This window comes from Enterococcus sp. AZ156 (assembly GCF_051714165.1).
Classification (GTDB): domain Bacteria; phylum Bacillota; class Bacilli; order Lactobacillales; family Enterococcaceae; genus Enterococcus_B; species Enterococcus_B pernyi.
Map to the genome: position 1 here is coordinate 172239 of NZ_JBIORI010000001.1, position 18343 is coordinate 190581.

General features: G+C 38.4%; 17 protein-coding genes and 1 riboswitch. Of the genes, 12 read left to right on the forward strand and 5 right to left on the reverse strand.

Annotated features, from left to right (window positions below):
- Nucleotide 1: 1 nt before the first annotated feature.
- From ruvB to IGJ95_RS00875, 4 genes are all read left to right on the forward strand, one after another.
- Nucleotides 2–1003 carry a Holliday junction branch migration DNA helicase RuvB gene (gene ruvB / locus IGJ95_RS00860; RefSeq protein WP_023518933.1) on the forward strand — a complete coding sequence of 334 codons (1002 nt, stop codon included), beginning with the start codon at nucleotides 2–4 and terminating at the stop codon, nucleotides 1001–1003.
- A gap of 36 nt (nucleotides 1004–1039) precedes the next feature.
- Nucleotides 1040–1654, forward strand: coding sequence for a TetR/AcrR family transcriptional regulator (locus IGJ95_RS00865; RefSeq protein ID WP_438761239.1), 615 nt, complete (start codon nucleotides 1040–1042; stop codon nucleotides 1652–1654).
- 48 nt (nucleotides 1655–1702) lie between these two features.
- On the forward strand, nucleotides 1703–2173 hold the full coding sequence (locus IGJ95_RS00870; RefSeq protein ID WP_010734388.1) for a low molecular weight protein-tyrosine-phosphatase: 471 nt from the start codon (nucleotides 1703–1705) through the stop codon (nucleotides 2171–2173).
- 131 nt (nucleotides 2174–2304) lie between these two features.
- Nucleotides 2305–2679 (forward strand): hypothetical protein, encoded by a 375-nt coding sequence (locus IGJ95_RS00875; RefSeq protein ID WP_019724219.1) that lies wholly within the window; start codon nucleotides 2305–2307, stop codon nucleotides 2677–2679.
- A 295-nt stretch (nucleotides 2680–2974) separates the two neighbouring features.
- On the opposite strand, the gene brnQ is transcribed toward IGJ95_RS00875, so the two are convergent.
- From brnQ to IGJ95_RS00895, 4 genes are all read right to left on the reverse strand, one after another.
- On the reverse strand, nucleotides 2975–4339 hold the full coding sequence (brnQ, locus tag IGJ95_RS00880) for a branched-chain amino acid transport system II carrier protein (RefSeq protein ID WP_153829971.1): 1365 nt from the start codon (nucleotides 4337–4339) through the stop codon (nucleotides 2975–2977).
- Between the two features lie 382 nt (nucleotides 4340–4721).
- The gene (locus IGJ95_RS00885; RefSeq protein ID WP_010734385.1) at nucleotides 4722–5462 is read right to left on the reverse strand and encodes an amino acid ABC transporter ATP-binding protein; all 741 of its coding nucleotides are present in this window, start codon (nucleotides 5460–5462) and stop codon (nucleotides 4722–4724) included.
- 12 nt (nucleotides 5463–5474) lie between these two features.
- Entirely contained in the window at nucleotides 5475–7070 is a 1596-nt protein-coding gene (locus IGJ95_RS00890) for an ABC transporter permease subunit (protein WP_010734384.1), read from the reverse strand.
- A 212-nt stretch (nucleotides 7071–7282) separates the two neighbouring features.
- A riboswitch (Lysine riboswitch) is annotated at nucleotides 7283–7457 on the reverse strand.
- A gap of 269 nt (nucleotides 7458–7726) precedes the next feature.
- On the reverse strand, nucleotides 7727–8023 hold the full coding sequence (locus IGJ95_RS00895; protein ID WP_010734383.1) for a hypothetical protein: 297 nt from the start codon (nucleotides 8021–8023) through the stop codon (nucleotides 7727–7729).
- A gap of 176 nt (nucleotides 8024–8199) precedes the next feature.
- Between IGJ95_RS00895 and IGJ95_RS00900 the strand changes: the two genes are divergently transcribed.
- The 6 genes from IGJ95_RS00900 (at nucleotide 8200) to IGJ95_RS00925 (ending at nucleotide 14658) form a co-directional block, all read left to right on the forward strand.
- Nucleotides 8200–8916, forward strand: coding sequence for an NAD-dependent protein deacylase (locus tag IGJ95_RS00900; protein ID WP_114543988.1), 717 nt, complete (start codon nucleotides 8200–8202; stop codon nucleotides 8914–8916).
- The gene (locus IGJ95_RS00905; RefSeq protein ID WP_023518938.1) at nucleotides 8913–9749 is read left to right on the forward strand and encodes a chorismate mutase; all 837 of its coding nucleotides are present in this window, start codon (nucleotides 8913–8915) and stop codon (nucleotides 9747–9749) included. The genes IGJ95_RS00900 and IGJ95_RS00905 overlap by 4 nt, the downstream gene beginning before the upstream one ends.
- Before the next feature lie 4 nt (nucleotides 9750–9753).
- On the forward strand, nucleotides 9754–10281 hold the full coding sequence (locus IGJ95_RS00910) for a transcription repressor NadR (protein ID WP_010734380.1): 528 nt from the start codon (nucleotides 9754–9756) through the stop codon (nucleotides 10279–10281).
- Nucleotides 10282–10306: 25 nt separating this feature from the next.
- Nucleotides 10307–11866 (forward strand): hypothetical protein, encoded by a 1560-nt coding sequence (locus IGJ95_RS00915; protein ID WP_244062916.1) that lies wholly within the window; start codon nucleotides 10307–10309, stop codon nucleotides 11864–11866.
- Between the two features lie 64 nt (nucleotides 11867–11930).
- Nucleotides 11931–12137, forward strand: a complete 207-nt coding sequence (locus IGJ95_RS00920; protein ID WP_244062915.1) for a hypothetical protein — start codon at nucleotides 11931–11933, stop codon at nucleotides 12135–12137.
- Nucleotides 12138–12192: 55 nt separating this feature from the next.
- Nucleotides 12193–14658 carry a hypothetical protein gene (locus tag IGJ95_RS00925; protein WP_153829969.1) on the forward strand — a complete coding sequence of 822 codons (2466 nt, stop codon included), beginning with the start codon at nucleotides 12193–12195 and terminating at the stop codon, nucleotides 14656–14658.
- 185 nt (nucleotides 14659–14843) lie between these two features.
- On the opposite strand, the gene def is transcribed toward IGJ95_RS00925, so the two are convergent.
- Complete coding sequence (gene def, locus IGJ95_RS00930) at nucleotides 14844–15407, reverse strand: peptide deformylase (RefSeq protein ID WP_153829968.1); 564 nt, start codon at nucleotides 15405–15407, stop codon at nucleotides 14844–14846.
- Between the two features lie 242 nt (nucleotides 15408–15649).
- Between def and rpsO the strand changes: the two genes are divergently transcribed.
- Nucleotides 15650–15919, forward strand: coding sequence for a 30S ribosomal protein S15 (gene rpsO / locus IGJ95_RS00935; RefSeq protein WP_010734375.1), 270 nt, complete (start codon nucleotides 15650–15652; stop codon nucleotides 15917–15919).
- A 177-nt stretch (nucleotides 15920–16096) separates the two neighbouring features.
- A complete protein-coding gene (gene pnp / locus IGJ95_RS00940) occupies nucleotides 16097–18208 on the forward strand; it encodes a polyribonucleotide nucleotidyltransferase (protein WP_023518942.1) in 2112 nt (703 codons plus the stop codon).
- Nucleotides 18209–18343: the final 135 nt, after the last annotated feature.

Sequence of the window (18343 nt, forward strand, 5' to 3'; positions counted from 1 at the left end):
GATGACAGATGAACATCTTCTTTCACCAGAACCTGGTGAGAATGAATTAAGTTTAGAAAAATCTTTGCGCCCTCAATTGCTTGCGCAATATATCGGTCAACATAAAGTAAAACAAGAATTGAGTATCTACATCGAAGCGGCATGTAATCGTGAAGAACCGCTAGACCACGTCTTGTTATACGGTCCTCCGGGATTGGGGAAAACAACGATGGCTATGGTCATCGCAAACGAGATGCAAGTCAATATCCGTACGACAAGTGGACCAGCCATTGAGCGACCAGGAGATCTGGTGGCAATTTTGAATGAACTAGAAGCAGGGGATGTCTTGTTTATTGATGAGATCCATCGCTTACCTCGCGTGGCAGAAGAAATGCTTTATTCGGCGATGGAAGATTTCTATGTAGATATCATGGTAGGGCAAGGGCCGACCGCTCACCCCGTTCATTTTCCGTTACCACCTTTCACGTTGATCGGTGCAACGACTCGAGCAGGGATGCTGTCTGCACCTTTACGTGACCGTTTTGGAATCATTGCTCACATGGAATACTATGAAGAAGAAGATTTAAGAGAAATTGTTTTACGATCTGCCGATATTTTTCAAACGGAGATCATCACCGAAGGGGCTTTAGAAATCGCACGACGTTCCCGTGGGACCCCGCGGATCGCTAATCGCTTGTTAAAACGAGTGCGTGATTTTGCCCAAGTACAAGGAGATGGCAAGATCGATCAGTTGATTGCTGACCGCGCATTGACACTCTTACAGGTCGATCAAGCGGGATTGGATTATGTCGATCAGAAATTGCTACGTACGATGATCGAGCTGTATGGTGGGGGTCCAGTAGGTCTAAGCACTTTATCCGTTAATATTGGAGAAGAGCGAGAAACAGTCGAAGATATGTATGAACCTTTTTTGATCCAAAAAGGCTTTTTGAAACGGACTCCTCGTGGGCGGATCGCTACCGCCTATGCGTATGAACACTTTGGCTATGACTACCAAGTGTGATCACTCTTTTCTATTGAAAGAGCAAATAGTAGAATAATGATTGAAGAGATGGGAGGGATCATTGTGGGAGACGCTTCACATACGAAACAAATGATCAAAAAAGTCTTGGTGTCGCTTTGCGAAATACAGCCTTTTCGCAAAATCAGTGTGCAACAGATCGCACACGAAGCAGGCATCAACCGACAAACATTTTATTATCATTTCACCGATAAGTATGATTTATTGCGTTGGGTGTACTATGAAGATTCATTGCATTACCTAAAAACAGAATCGCTTTCTCTCGACAATTGGGAAGAGCAAGCATTGCTGATGTTAAAAGCCATTGCCGAAAATAAACAGTTCTATTCAAGTACCGTTAGTTCAGAACAGGAGATTCTGCAAAAGCAATTTTCTGCGTTGATCCAACCCTCATTTATTAAAATATTTGAGCAAATGGATGAAGAAAAACAACTAACTTCCAAAGATAAATTATTTTATGCTCGTTTTTTCTCTTATGGCTGTAGTGGAGTCTTAGTCAATTGGATCACACAAGGTTATACAGAAACACCCTTAGAAGTTGCAATGCAGTTCTTTCGTTTAGCCAAAGATACTGAATTGTATTCGTATCGGTTGTACGCATTGGAAGAAGAACAGGAAATAAAAGACGAATGACCTTTTTTCATTGATTCCAAAAATAGGAATACAAAAGGAGAGAATGCTATGACGAAAGTATTATTTGTTTGTTTAGGAAACATTTGTCGTTCACCTATGGCAGAAGGGTTATTAAAAAAGAAAGTAGCAGAACAGGATCTGTTGGATTCCTTCGTCATTGATTCGGCTGCAACAAGTACCTATGAGGTAGGTAGTGCCCCTCATCCAGGTACACAAGCGATCTTGGCAAAAGAACATGTTGATACGCAAGAAATGATTGCTCGCCAAATACGTCAAGAAGACTTCCAAAAATTTGATTGGATCATCGGTATGGATCAGTCAAATGTGGCTGACTTAAAGCAACTTGCGCCGATTGAAGCGCAAGAGAAAATCCAACTATTTTTGAGTCCAGTCATTGGCAAAAAAGCACAAAATGTACCTGATCCATATTACACGAATAACTTTGAAGAAACCTATCGATTGATCAATGAAGGCTTAGAAAAATGGCTTGAATTATGGATGGAAAACGACTTAAAATAACACATGTATTGTTTGACGGTTTTAGGTAAAAGTTGGTATAAAATAAACTATATTCTTGTTTTTTTAAGAAAAATTGGATAAAATAGGAGTAATTAAGTAACATATTCTTAGCTAGGGGAGGGGTACATTCAATGGATGAAGAAACAGTATCACCAATGAAGAAACTGACAAAGTTAGTGACTAATACTTCGTTTCAACTTTTTGATTCATTTGTGAATGACACAGAAGAAAAAGCTGAGAATGTACGGTTACAAGGGGAGTTCATTCTCGAACTCCAGAAAGCTGCAGCTCAGAATAGTTTAGTGATTCTACAAGTGCGCGAGAATCCACTAAGCAATAAGTACGAAACCTTTTCCGGTTGGGTGGCAACGAAAACAGTTGAGCATGACCGAGTGATGATTCGCTTGCAAAACCAAGAGCAACAAATCCGAATCGTCCCAATTGAACAAATCGAAAAAATCACTAGTCTTTCACCTACGGGAGACCAAGAGCGATTATCTAAATAAGAATAAAAGCTATGAAAAAGTAGATTGCTTTTTCATAGCTTTTTTATATGTTTTTCTTACTAGAGAGAGAATCTAAAGATTCTCAAAGAACTTGATTTGTTGGATCGGTATGAATAAAAAAAAAGGACCTGCTAGCCGGGGAGCTAGCAGGAAAGGAGTTAAAAATGAAAAAGTGTTGTTAGGGTTGTTTGTTGGTATACTTATATATTAAAGGTGAGTTGTGAATATTTTGTGACGAAAGTTTACCAAAGTTGTTAATTTTTTTATACAAAAAGTTAAACATCTCTTTTTTTTGTTAGCTAACAATCAAGTCAGACTTTTTTTCATTTTTAAAGAAACTCCAGAGTAATCCGATGATAAAGCCAATCAATGCTGGTGTGATCCAGCCCATTCCTAATGAGAAGAATGGGAGATAGGAATCAGCGAATGTTAAAATTCCTTTGACGAAACTTGTTTGCTTAATTGAATCAGGACAAGCATTCAGTCCATCCACGATGGAAGCGAGTAATGTGAAATATGTGGTCATTCGATAAACAGAAGTACGTTGTTTAAATAATGGGCCAAACAATACAAGTAAGATCAAGGTCATTGCCAATGGATAAATAAACATCAAGACCGGTAAAGAGATCTGAATAATATTCGTTAAGCCCACGTTTGCAACTAAACATGCTAATAAACTTGTTCCGGTTACAAAGAATAGATAGCTTCTTTTAGGAAACAATTCAGTGAATGTTTCTGCGAATGCAGTAATCAGTCCGATACCTGTTTTTAAACAAGCAAGAATCACGATAAAGGCTAATAGGATACTCCCGTAAGTTCCTAAATAGTGATCAGCAATTTGTGCCAAGGCGATACCACCATTCGCACTCATTGGGAATGTTCCTAGACTCATTGTTCCTGCATAAGAAAGTAGGGTATAGATGATCCCCATCAAAACGATGCTGATCGCGCCTGATTTGATCGTATCTCTTGCAATATCAGAAGGCTTTGTGACACCCATGCCACGAATCGTCGTGACGATAATGATCCCAAAAGCTAAGGCAGCTAACGCATCCAACGTGTTGTATCCTTGTGTAAAACCAGTGAAGAATGCTTGGTTTTGGTAGTGAGGTTGGACAGGCGCATCCGATACTGAGCCAAGTGGGTTGATAAAAGCAAGTAATAACAAGATACCTAGTAATACTAAAAATGCGGGATTCAAAAATTTACCAACATAATCCAAGATTTTAGTTGGACGTTTGGATAACCACCAAGCAGCTAAAAAGAATAAGAAACTAAAAATAGCTAAAAATAATGTTTGATTTTCTGCTGGAATAAAAGGTGCTAAGCCAATTTCAAAAGAAGTAGTTGCCAAACGTGGTAAGGCAAAAAATGGACCAATGACTAAATAAAGTAAGACAGTAAAAATAAGTGCATAAGTTTTATTGATTCGTTGTGCTAATTCGTAGACACCAGAGGTCTTTGAAACACCGATCGCAATGACACCTAAGAATGGTAAACCGATCCCTGTAACTAAAAAGCCAAGATTTGCCCAGAAGATATCCGCACCAGCTTCTTGCCCCATATGGACAGGAAATATAAGATTACCAGCTCCAAAAAATAGGCCAAATAGCATGGAACCGATGAATAGATTTTCTTTGAATGATAATTTTTTTGACATAGAAAACTCCTTTACTTTTTTGTATTTTGTTAAAAGTAACAAATTATGTGATGAATTGCAACAATTTTCTGAAAATTATCGAATTCTCTAGAATGATGCTACACATTGACGAAACGACTGCTAACCCTGTGAGAGGAATAAGTAGCGTGTTTTCACTGCCTCGAAAAAATGTTAGTCAAAAGATCACTCCAATATCTGAATCTTCTTAATTTGAAGAGGTTTCTCACAACCACATGTTACGTGAGGTTGCGCAAAAGTTCAACTGATAAAGCGATCGGAACAAAAACAATAAATAAAAAGAAGAACCGCAACTTTTTGAGTAGGATGACCTTGCTCAATCAAGTTGCGGTAGTTTGAATACTAAGGGTGATTTGATACTTTATTAGTTATTCAAAATGCGTGACAAGAACTCTTTCGTACGTGTTTCTTTTGGATGAACGAAGATATCTTCAGGACTTCCTTCTTCCGCGATCACACCTTTATCCATGAAGATCACTCGGTCAGATACCTCTTTCGCAAATTCCATTTCATGGGTTACGATGATCATTGTCAGTCCAGTATGGGCTAGATCTTTGATCGTATTCAATACTTCACCGACCATTTCAGGATCAAGGGCAGAAGTTGGCTCATCGAAGAGCATCACATCAGGGTTCATTGATAGAGCACGAGCGATAGCGACCCGTTGTTTTTGACCACCGGATAGTTGAGAAGGACGAGCTTCGATGTATTGTCTCATACCGACTTTTTCTAAGTTTTCGATTGCCACTTTACGGGCATGCTCTTTCTCTCTTTTTAAGACAGTGGTTTGTCCAGAAATACAATTTTCTAAAACATTCATATTATTGAAAAGATTGAAAGATTGGAAAACCATACCGACATTTGTCCGATACTTTGGTAAATTATATTTTGGTGCTAAGACGTTTTCGTTGTTGTAAATGATCTCGCCGCCTGATGGTTTTTCTAGTAAATTGATACAACGTAAGAATGTTGATTTACCTGAACCAGAGGAACCGATGATGGTCACGACTTCCCCTTTATTGACGGTCATGCTAATATCTTTCAGCACTTCATTGTCGCCGAATTTTTTACTTAAATGATTGATTTCGATGATATTCTCACTCATAGGACTGCCTCCTTATTCCTGTAGGTTCGCGTTGTTGACTTCTTCAATTTTTGTATACGCAGTAGGTCCGTCGATTTTCTTCTCAATCACACGTAGGATTCTTGTGATCGTGAAGGTCATGATCAAGTAGATGATCCCAACGATCGTGAATGTTTGGAAGAATTGGAAGTTGGCACCAGAGGCAGAGTTTCCTTGGAAGAATAGATCTGCTACACCAATGACACTTAATACGGCGGTGTCTTTGATATTGATGACAAACTCATTTCCAGTAGCCGGCAAAATATTTCTCAATACTTGCGGAATCACTACTTTACGCATCGTTTGACTGTGGGTCATGCCGATTGCTTGGGCTGCTTCAAATTGTCCGCCATCTACTGCAAAAATCCCACCACGTACAATCTCAGTCATATACGCACCGGTGTTGATCGAAACGATGAACAACGCAGCAATCGTGCGATCCAGAGAAATACCAAAGGCTAGAGCCAATCCATAGAAGATGACCATGGCTTGAACCATCATTGGTGTACCACGGAAGACTTCGATATAAACAGATAATAAGAAATTAGCTACTTTTTGGAAGAAGCGTGTCACTTTATTATCAGATTCTGGAATTGAGCGAAAGACGCCAATCAATAAACCCAATGTTGTTCCTACAACTGTACCGATCAATGCGATAAATAGTGTCAAACCAGCTCCGCGTAAGAACATGTTGCCATATTGATCCCAAATCGTCTTGAAATCATGGAGCAAGCCAGTTTCTTCTGCATCTCCATCCGTTGACGCAGGTTGGTCTTCAATGGCTTGGTCCATGATAGCAATACGATCATCATGAGAAATGCCGCTTAATATTTGGTTGACTTGTTGAAGATCAGGATCACCTTTACGCATCCCTACAGCAATCTGGACATCTTCGGGATTTGTTTGAAAGCCATTTGCTTCATCTAGTTCGAGCATTTTCAAGGCTGGGTTGACGCTTGTGGCGGTTACCCCTTCTGGACGTTCACTAACATAACCGTCAATCATGCCAGAAGCTAGTGCTGTTCGCATGGCTGAAAAGTTATCCATTGCTTGTTGCTTGTCCACTCCTGGGATCTGATCGATCACGTTATAGTGGAATGTATTCAATTGTGCAGTGATTTTTGCGCCAGAAAGATCTTCTAAGCTAGTCGCATTCGCAAACTTACCATCTTTTTGTACGACAATCACAAGTTCTGATTCATAGTATGGATCAGTAAAGTCGATTTCTTTTTGGCGTTCTGCCGTCGGACTCATGCCGGCAATGATTGCATCGATCTTTCCAGATTGAAGGGCAGGCGGTAAACCGTCCCATTTCGTTTGGACAATGACTAGTTCTTTTCCTAAACCTTCAGCTACCTTTTTGGCAATTTGTACATCATATCCGCCAGCAAAGCTGTTTTGTCCTTGAATTGGATAGGCATTGTTTGCATCTGTTTGTTGAGACCAGTTAAAGGGCGCATAACCAGCTTCCATTCCGACACGAAATTGATCGCTCGGTGTTTTATCATCTGCATGAGCCAAAGTGGTCAAGCTAAAGATCGATAGAATAAACGTAAAAATTAGAGTGAGTGTAACTGAATTTTTTTTCATCTGTCTTCTCCTTTTTGTTTGTTCACGTACGTGGTCCTTCAGGCATATACTGATAAGACCAACGTTCGCTCAGCTTCTTTGGCTGATAACCAAAGCGCCTTGACACGAGTGGTCGAATACATGCATTGCAGTTGCTTATCAAGGAGAAATAAAAAACGACCGCTTTGTAGGTACAAAAGGGCCGCTAAATTTCACAGAGTGATAAACCTCTCACAAAACATAGCGCAACTTAGCATCACTGCTAAGACAGTCCGTAAGCTGTTAACTTACGTCCCAACATACTTTTTAAGCAAAAAAAAGTACATTTCGGCGATCCTCCCTAGCCCTGCTTCCACATGTTTGCTTCACTCCACAGGTTTAATGATTCTCGCGACCTCTACCTCATTGATTGAGGCATCTCGTATTCAGTTATTTATACAAAAAATAGTCTACGATAGAGTAGCCACTTTGTCAATGAGAAACTACATTTTTGCAGAAAAAAGTTGATAAATAAAGAAATATCCTGTTTATTTAATTTCTTTCATGAAAAAAGGAAAAGAGAATGTTTTCAAAAAAAGAATAATTATACATTTTATGCAACACTTAAATGATAGTAAAATAACGAAAAACAGACTGCAAAATCACGCAGTCTGTTTCCTTTTTTATCTAAAAGTATTTTAAGCTGTAGCTTTCTTAGGTTCACGACCAAGAATGGCTTGTAAAATAACTGTTACCCCATAAATAGCTAAAACGAGATAGATCAAACTAGAGTATTGTGTGATCCCCCAGCCCCATGTGCGATAAACAACTAATGTAATTGCTAGAACAATTGCTGCCAATACATTGAAAAAGGCAAACGCCCATAGATTTCCATTTTCTTTACGTACTAGATAGAAGATAGAGAAATAAATACTTAATGCTAACCAAGCGATACATGCTAAAATAACGCCCCAATAAATTAAGAATGCAACCATATTGATTCACCTCATTTCATACTCAAAATATACAGATCATTGGTATTGTAGCACGTTTTCATTGTTTTGTCAGTGATGTTTGTGAGTATTTTCTCAAAAAAAATCTCTGAATTTTCATTCGATTGAGGGTATGTTTCATTTTATTTCGATTATAATAGAAGAGAGGTGAGTGATAAATGTTGGAACAAACAATTGAAGAAGCAGCGACAGCGATAATTGAAAGTCAAAAACTGACCTTTCTAACAGGGGCAGGTGTGTCCACACCTTCTGGAATACCCGATTATCGTTCACTAACAGGTGTTTACCAAGGGATGGATCGTCCAGAATATTTGTTGAGTCATCAAGCGATGGATGAAGAACCACAAAAATTTTATTCGTTTCTCAAACATCTTTATCATCCCGAAGCACGCCCGAATATCATCCATCGAGAAATCGTAGAGTTGGCTAAAGAAAAAGAGGTACGGGTCGTTTCGCAAAATATCGATGGGTTACATGAAAAAGCTGGAAGTAAAAAACTAGTTAATTTTCATGGGAATCTGTATCATTGTTATTGTCGAAACTGCCATCAACCTGTTGACTGGCAAGATTATCTGACCAGTGACAAGCATCAACTGTGTGGTGGCCAGATCCGCCCAGATATTGTGTTATATGGAGAAGGGTTCCAGGATGAAGTATTAGAGCAAGCAGCTTTTGCTGTCAGTCAGGCCGACTTGATTGTGATTGTAGGGACAAGTTTCCAAGTCCATCCTTTTTGTGATTTGATCCAGTTTCGCTCACCACAAGCGAAGCTATTAGTCATCAATCAGACCCCTGTCTATCTATCAGAGGCGTACCGATTTGTCCAAACAGATGGAACGAAGGTGTTCAAAAAAGTACAGGAGAGTGTAAAATGACAGCTAAAACAGAAAAAGAAAAAATGATTGCCGGTGAACTTTATTTTGCGGGTGATCCAGAATTATCAGCCGATAGAAAATTTGCTCGAAGTCAAAGCCAGATCATCAACCAAGCGGAAACAAGTGAACTTCGCAGTCAATTACTTAAAGAGACATTTGGTGCTACCGGTGAGAAGATTTATATGGAACCAACGATCAATTTTGATTACGGCTATAATATTTACGTAGGTGAGAATTTTTATGCGAACTTTAATTGTACATTCTTAGATGCCAGTACGATCAAAATTGGTGATAACTGCATGTTTGCCCCTAATGTTCAGCTTTATACTGCCACACATCCACTACATCCAGTGAAGCGAAATAGTGGGTTAGAATTTGCTAAACCAATCGAAATCGGCAATAATGTGTGGCTAGGTGGTGGAGTGATCATCACTCCTGGAGTGACTTTAGGAGACAATGTCGTGGTCGGGGCGGGAGCAGTCGTGACCAAATCGTTCCCAGATAATGTAGTGATCGCAGGGAATCCGGCACGGATCATCAAACGCATCGATGAACCAATGCCTGAAGAGTCATTGGAAGAGTTGAGACAATCGATTGATCAAATCGATCACCAATTAGTAGAACTACTTGAAAAAAGAATGGCTACCGTCACGAAGATCGGTGATGTCAAACGAGCAACTAACCAAGCGGTTTACGATGGAAAAAGAGAACAACAAGTGTTGGATAAAGTTGCCAGTTGGTTGAAAACACCAGAATACAGTGAGACGATCTTAGCTACTTATGCAGATATCATGAAGCACTCACGAAACTATCAAAAGAAACGAATGGAGTAGATAAATGATTGAAGGAGAAACTCGCCGAAAAGAAATTATTGAAACGCTAGTTGATGCAGAGAAACCTGTCAGTGCCAGTAAGTTTGCTACTCGTTTTGGTGTCAGCCGCCAAATCATTGTAGGAGACATTGCGTTGCTACGAGCGGCAGGAGAAGCGATCGTGGCGACGGCCAGAGGATATCTTTTGGAAGATGAACAAGACAAAAATGGGTTCATCAGTAAAATTGCGGTACAACATCAGAGAGAACAAACAGAGGAAGAACTGCAGTTGATCGTTGCTCATGGTGGCGAGATACTAGACGTCATCGTTGAGCATCCCTTGTACGGCGAACTGACAGGAATGCTTCATATCAAGACAGCAGAAGATATTCGTTCATTTATGAAACGTTATCGGAAAAGTCAGGCTTCGTTATTGTCTGAATTAACGGATGGGATCCATCTGCATACGATCCGTTACTCACATAAGGAAGTATTGCAACAAATCAAACAAGGCTTGGCAGAAGCAGGCATCTTGTTCGAAGGGAATCAATAATTTACTTTATGAGATTGAGATAGGAGTGTTTTTACTTCTATCTCAATCTCATTTTTTCTTTATTTATAAAATAATTGATTTATGCTATGGCAAAACTTTAACTATAATGAACAGAAATGCTACAAATACTTTTATTGAAAGAGGGAGAAAAATGCTTCGAGGAACAAATCAAAAAATAATTCTTTGCTTTGGAGCAGCTGAAAGCACTTTGGAACAACAGTTGAATGATAGAGAACTCAGGAAAAAAACAAATCCATATGACCCATTGGTTTATATGGAAGAGTTAGTCGACTATCTCATTCAACAACCTTTTGAGAATTTCTCTCTTCAACCCAAAGAGTTGATTGACCAAATAAAAGCAGGCAGCAAATACCCACTCTGGGAAGATATTCAAGCCATCATGATGGAGGACCCAAGGTTTCAATTGCACAGGATCTACTCGGAGCCGTTTCTTGAAGAGTATCAACAATACAAGGAAACAGGACAATTTGCCAATCATTCAATGAGAGATACTTTGATTTACAGTATACGAATGCAACTGTTAAAAAAAACAGAATTATTGATGCTTGAAGTTGCGAAAAAGCGAAGTGATCTTGCGATTTGGATACCTTTGGATTCTTATGGAGAGAATTTTGTTTCGACGATCAGAGGGGAGCAAAACGAGTATGCCGATTTTACTTTGCGTAGTTTATATCATGAAAAAGACAACCTAAAAGCTTCAATTGTCTTTTGGGAGAATGGACAAGTCGTTGCAGCTCCTTGGGAAAGAAATGCTAGATTATGGAGAAATTGTGTGGAAAATGATTTGAGAAAATCAGCGGCTATTTTCCCGTCAGAGAGACATCTTCTAATCTACGGATTATGGGTAGCACGTATCCACTTTAAATATGAAGATCAAGTTTTGTTAAAGCATTTCCAATATAAGGACACAAATGATGTTAATATCGATAAGTATAATGATATTTTAATGAACAGTACTTTTGAATATATAAAACATTGTCCTACAGAAAAAAGTAGAGAAGAATTTTTTAGTCATTGGATTGATTACCTCCCCGAAAAGGAACGCTATTTACCATTGTGGGAAAAATATTATCATATCACACAAACGATTGAAAAATTTCAATTGAAAAACATCTTTAAAGAGGTCATTTCAGAAGACTATACACAATTTGATCGTCCAGAGATCAAGCAACACTTCATAAAAAAAGGCTGTAAAATAGGGCTAGAACTTACTTTGTTGTCTCAACATGTAACAGTAGTCTTTCTATTAGACGAACTTTGTGATTTAAGAGTAGTAAAAAAAGTCCCCGGTATTACTGGAAGTGAACTTCGATATATATATCGAAACTGGGAGCGGTTCAAGCAGCGAGTCGTTTTTATTGAAAAGAAAAAATTTGTTTCTCCACCTTGGGAGTCTGATCCGGAGTTTTGGGCGACCTATCAGCCTAAGTCAAAGAGCCTGGCACAACCAGAAGTGTCTATGCTTACTGAGAAAAAAGAATTTAAACAATTGAAAACATATGCAAAGACGAACAGTCAATCACAAAGCAAGCAAACGTTACGTGTCAAGGAGCGTTTGCGCTGACTGAGAAAAAAATACGTATTTGAAAACGAAAGAGTAAAAAATAATAATTATATGGAGGTCAACGATGTTAAATCAAACAACAACTGACTTAACGAATGACTTTAGAAAAAAGTTGGATTTATTAGCTTTGTCTTTATCACTACAAGAAAATATCAATCATTTTGGTTTAAATAAAGATTATCAATTATTATTCTCAACGTATATCCAAATGATTCATGACGATCAAGACGAATTTTTTATAAAAAAAAAGCCAAAAAGAAAATATCATTGAATCGCTAAAACGGACCAAAGATTTTTATGATTTTGAGAAAAAAGAACAAGTTCAAATGATTTTTGAAAAATTGAGAAATAATGATTCAACAGATTTCATGTTGATACCTTCTTCTTTTTATCCAGGAGAGCATGGACAAGTTTCACCTCATACATGTGGATTGACCGTTTATAAAAAAAATAATTCTTTTGTAGTGATGAAGGTGGATAAAGAGAGGTACTTCGATGATCAAACGGTTTCTTATTTTGAAATTCCTCCGACAAATATTGCGGAACTAAGTGAACTGTTTCTTAAAGAGCGATTTCATGAAGTTCGCAAACCATATTTTGTATTGAAAAGGTTAGCAGCTCTTTCAACCCAAAACGAATCGATCGGTATACCAACCATCGTCATGAAAGGACAAAAGACTGGAAATTGTTCAGTTAACGAGGTTGATGCTGCGCTAAAAACAATTTTATTTCATTGTAGGAAAGATATCTTTTCTTTAGATACGAGTGAGCAAGTGACACCTAAATGGCATTCAGAACATGCTGAATCAATTTTGGAAATGCGTAAGCGATTTCTGATGGCTTTGAAAGGAAAGAATCCAGAGCTAAATCGGCAGCTTGATTATATATATTTTTATTATTTATTTAAAAAAGGGCAGCTCAAAAGTGAATTTTTAGAAAATATTGATACTAAAAAGCATCGATGGCATCCACAAATCCACTTTCTTTTTAAGGAAGATCCTTATATTTCAGCAATATTCAATCATCCTGGACAACTTCCAACTATAGATGAGAACCTGATCCAAGAAAAATCCAGTAATATCATTGAGTCACTAGGCATTCATTCTACGAGTAAGCTTGCAGAGATTTCTTCTGCTGATTTAATAGAATATCTTGATGAACAAAAGTATATAACCAACATAATTAATGGTCGTTTACCATTTATCCAGGTTCCGATAGCTAAGGAAATGACCCAACGAATGATAGCTACCTTAGAAAAGAAAGAACAGGAAGTACAAGAGGAATTACACCAACGCAAAGTACCAAAAGAAACAAAGATGGAGCAGATACTGAGCGAACCTGGATTGCTTCACGACCCGCAGAAAACGATTTCTCTAATAGAAAAAAATGGCGAAAAGTTAAAACACGTATTGATTTTTGGTGACGAACAGGATAGAAAAGGCTTAATTGAAAAATTGGATCATTTAGATCCTAGACAAAAAAAGATCCCCCATGATTCGAAAGTTTACATAGAAATGATTTTTCACGCCTTAAGAAAATGTTCATTTAATTACAAGGATCTAGAAAGAGCAATACAGGACAATCCTCTACTTAAAGAAATCATTCAAGTAATGAGAGATAGCATAGATTTGAACACAAACGCTGTTTATCCAATCCAATCATTGGGAGAGAGGCAAGAGTATACACAAACAATAGAATATACTAATCAAGTCTTTGAAGAGATTGTAGATGCGGGGAGCCAAAATCCCTTGATCCACCGTTCTGAATTGATCCTGATTGAAGCTGTAAAAAAAAGAGAAGATGTTGAGCTATGGGTACCATTAGATTCGCCTCCCTATCAAATGGATCAAACAATTGACGGTTTTAGAAATGATGTGTTCGATCATGCGCTGCGAGTCTTGTATCTTCAAAGAAACCAACTGCAAGGTAGACTTGTTTTTTGGGAAAATGGGCAAAGAGCAGTTGCACCATGGGAGCGTGATCCGGAATTATGGGCAAATCGTGTGCCAAAATCAGTTATCAAAAATGAACACTTTCCTATAGAGGATCTACATATAGGGGTGCCCAAAAAAGCAACTATCGATGTACTTCTACCGTTAAACGAAGAGACCAAGAAATGTGAACGGACATTCACTTCGCTAGATCAGATCGAACCACAAAAAGCTAAAGTAGTAGTCACTGATAACCTTAAAGATTTCAAGAGGGTCGTTACCCAATTAACCACGGTAGTAAAAAAAGGTCAAGTTGTAGTTGCCAAAATGCGTTCAAATGAACAAAAAAATGAATTAGATAGTTTCAAAAGCAGCTTATTTGGAAAAGAAACTTCACAAAACAAGGAAAGTGTAATAGAAGAATCCTTAGATGAGTTGAAGCTGTACAAAAATGTAAGTACACTATTTGGAAGAATAGCACCTGATATCAGAGGCGAAGTGAGGCTAGATCCACTACACAAACCAATAAAACGATTAATTGATCAAGCTACCGATCAATCAATTCAAAGAAAAAGTCAATCGTATCAAATAAAAGTGGTGGGGATGAATGATCGAAGCACGAACACTAGAGAGGAAGCTAAAAGTAAAACCCATTGCTTTAGTAGTATTGTGACTCGGTTCAATAATCTATTTGAAAAAGGGAGAAGCACTCCAGCAGAAAATGAGACTACCAAACAAATCAATTCAGAAAAAGTTAGGATGGCTACATCGTTAACTGATTTTCGGCAAACTAGATTTGGAAAGAATCTCGGGATGCACCAGAAAACAACATACCAACATAAAAAAATGTCGGAACGTTGATTCGCTAAGCTTTTTAACTTTAAAAGAAGATGTAAGAGTATTCGATACAAGGAACAAGTGTCTCCGTTTCTCCATTTCTTAAAAATGATGGAACAAGGCTAAGATGATTTTCTACGGTAGAAAAAATGAACAGAGAAAAGCAGATGCAACTGCCACTCTCTGTTCATTTTTGTGATTCTCCATTATTACTCGATCACCAAGACGCCTTCTTTTAAGGCAAAAGGATTTTGGTCGTTGATATGGTCATAGAACATTACGCCATTGATATGGTCAATTTCATGTTGCACCACGATGGATTCATAATTTTTTAAACGGATTTTTTGTTTCTCACCGTTTTTGTCATAATACGAAAGCGTGATTTTTGCATGGCGCACAACATACCCAGGAACTTCACGATCGACTGATAAACAGCCTTCACCTTCGCCTAAGCAAGCATTCTGGACGGAATGGCTCAAGATTTTTGGGTTATACATGACCGTACTCAACGTTGGTTCTGTGCTTTCTGGATCTGGATTTGGTACGTGGACCGCAATGATCCGTTTTGAAATATCAAGCTGGGGCGCAGCTAGGCCGACACCACCACGTAAATTTAATTCTTCTGCTTTGATTGGATCTTGGCTATTTTTAAGAAATTCCAACATTTCTTCTCCTAATAAAAGATCTTCCTCACTGAGTGGAAGAGCGACTTCTTGCGCTACTTCACGTAATGTTGGATTGCCTTCTCGAATAATATCATCCATTGTGATCATGGAATATGTACCCCTTTCTTATCAAACACTCTCTTTTCGGTTAATAGTTTACCATAAATTTGAAAAAGTAGTAGCCTGATTGTTTAATCAACTAGATTTTCTTAAGGATTCTACACTTGATTTATTAGAAAGATTCAGGTAAAGTATAGCTGTATGTTTAAAGCATATGTCCTGTTACTTGGTTAAACGAATCACCAACGTTTTACTCAGTCACAGGGGAATAATTAAACGAGGTGAAAGAAATGGCAATTTCAAAAGAACGTAAAAACGAAATCATCAAAGATTACGCACGTCATGAAGGAGATACTGGTTCTCCAGAAGTACAAATCGCTGTATTAACTGAAGAAATCAACCACTTGAACGAACATGCACGTGTTCACAAAAAAGATCATCATTCATACCGTGGTTTGATGAAAAAAGTTGGTCATCGTCGTAACTTGTTAGCTTACTTACGTAAAACTGACGTTCAACGTTACCGTGAATTGATCCAACGTCTAGGCTTACGCCGTTAATTTTTAACAGAAAGTGGGGTTCGCGTGAATCTCACTTTTTTACTTTAAACTATCAAACATTTCTGTGAATCAGCTTGATGGACTCCTACTAACCAAATGAAAGGTGCAAAAGGTCGCTTTCGCGGTTTTCATTTGTTTAGTAGCGTCTAGCGTTCACGAGAAAGAAAAGGAGTATTTATGTCAGAAAAACAAGTTTTTAAAACGACATGGGGCGGACGTCCCTTAGAGATCGAAGTTGGCCAATTAGCCAAACAAGCCAATGGAGCAGTATTAGTTCGTTATGGGGATACGGTCGTATTAAGTGCGGCAGTTGCTTCAAAAGAAGCGAAAGATACAGATTTCTTCCCATTGACGATCAATTATGAAGAAAAAATGTATGCAGCTGGTAAGATCCCAGGAGGATTTATCAAACGTGAAGGTCGTCCAAGTACGGAAGCAACCTTGACTGCTCGTTTGATCGACCGTCCGATCCGTCCAATGTTTGCGGAAGGTTTCCGTAATGAAGTCCAAGTCACAAATATCGTGATGAGTGTAGAAACAGATTGTTCTCCAGCAATGGCAGCAATGTTAGGTTCTTCCCTAGCTTTATCGATTTCAGATATCCCATTCGATGGACCGATCGCAGGTGTTGAAGTTGGCCGTGTCAATGGCGAATATGTCTTGAACCCAACAGTTGAACAAGCAGAGACTACCGATATCGAATTAAGCGTAGCTGGTACAAAACAAGCAATCAACATGGTTGAAAGTGGCGCAAAAGAAGTTTCAGAAGAAGATATGTTGGGCGCATTATTATTTGGATTTGACGCAATCAAAAAATTAGTCGCATTCCAAGAAGAAATCGTTCAAGCTGTCGGCAAAGAAAAAATGGAAGTTTCTTTATTACAAGTCGATGCTGACTTGAAAAAAGAAATTTTTGATGCATCGTATGGCACGATGAAAGAAGCGGTCATGACAGAAGAAAAATTAGCTCGTGAAGATAATATCGACCAAGTGAAAATCGATATTCGCGAAGCTTATGCAGAGAAATTTGCGGGTCATGAAGAGGAAGCACAATTACTAAAAGAAGTGAAACAAATTACGGAAGATCTTGAAAAAGACGTCGTTCGTGAGTTGATCACGATTGACAAAATCCGTCCTGATGGTCGTAAATTAGATGAGATCCGTCCTTTAGCATCAGAAGTTGGGTTGTTGCCACGTGTTCATGGTTCTGGATTATTTACTCGTGGACAAACACAAGCACTATCATCATGTACATTGGCACCTTTAGGGGAACACCAAATCATTGATGGCTTAGGTGTAGAAGTCAGCAAACGATTCATCCATCACTATAACTTCCCACAATTTTCTGTGGGTTCAACTGGTCGTGCCGGATCACCAGGTCGTCGAGAAATCGGTCATGGTGCATTAGGTGAACGTGCATTGGCACAAGTGATTCCTTCAGAAGAAGAGTTTCCTTACACGATCCGTCTAGTGGCAGAAGTACTTGAATCGAATGGTTCATCTTCTCAAGCAAGTATCTGTGCAGGTACTTTAGCATTGATGGACGCAGGTGTGCCAATCAAAGCACCTGTTGCTGGTATTGCTATGGGATTAGTATCTGATGGTGAAAACTACACGATTTTAACAGACATCCAAGGTCTAGAAGACCATTTAGGCGACATGGACTTCAAAGTTGCCGGAACAAAAGATGGAATCACAGCACTACAAATGGATATCAAGATCCAAGGTATCACGGAACAAATCTTAAAAGAAGCATTGGCACAAGCAAAACAAGCACGTATGGAAATCTTAGAAGAATTGACTTCAACGATTGCTACACCACGTGAAGAGCTTAGCCAATATGCACCGAAAATCGAAATGATCCAAATCGATCCTGCGAAAATCAAAGATGTCATCGGTAAAGGTGGCGATACGATCAATGGAATCATTGATGAAACAGGCGTGAAGATCGATATCGATCAAGACGGTAAAGTAAGTATTGCTTCTTCTGATAAAGAAATGATCCAAAAAGCAATCAAGATCATCGAAGATTTGACAAAAGAAGTCAAAGTTGGCGAAGTCTACCTTGGTAAAGTTGTTCGTATCGAAAAATTCGGTGCATTTGTCAACTTGATCAAAGGGAAAGACGGCTTAGTCCATATTTCTCAATTAGCGAATGAACGTGTAAACAATGTAGAAGACGTTGTGAAACTAGGCGATGAAGTGTTGGTGAAAGTGACAGAGATCGACAAACAAGGTCGTGTGAATCTTTCAAGAAAAGCAATGTTGAACGAAGAGGACAAGAAGTAATTCCATCGTTTTAAGATAAAAGTTTTTTAATAAGCGTACTACTACGAAAATAATTTTATATTTTCAAAAGTAGTACGCTTATTTTTTAAAATCGATAAAGAAAAGACATAAAGGGTCAATTTAAATTTTCTTAAA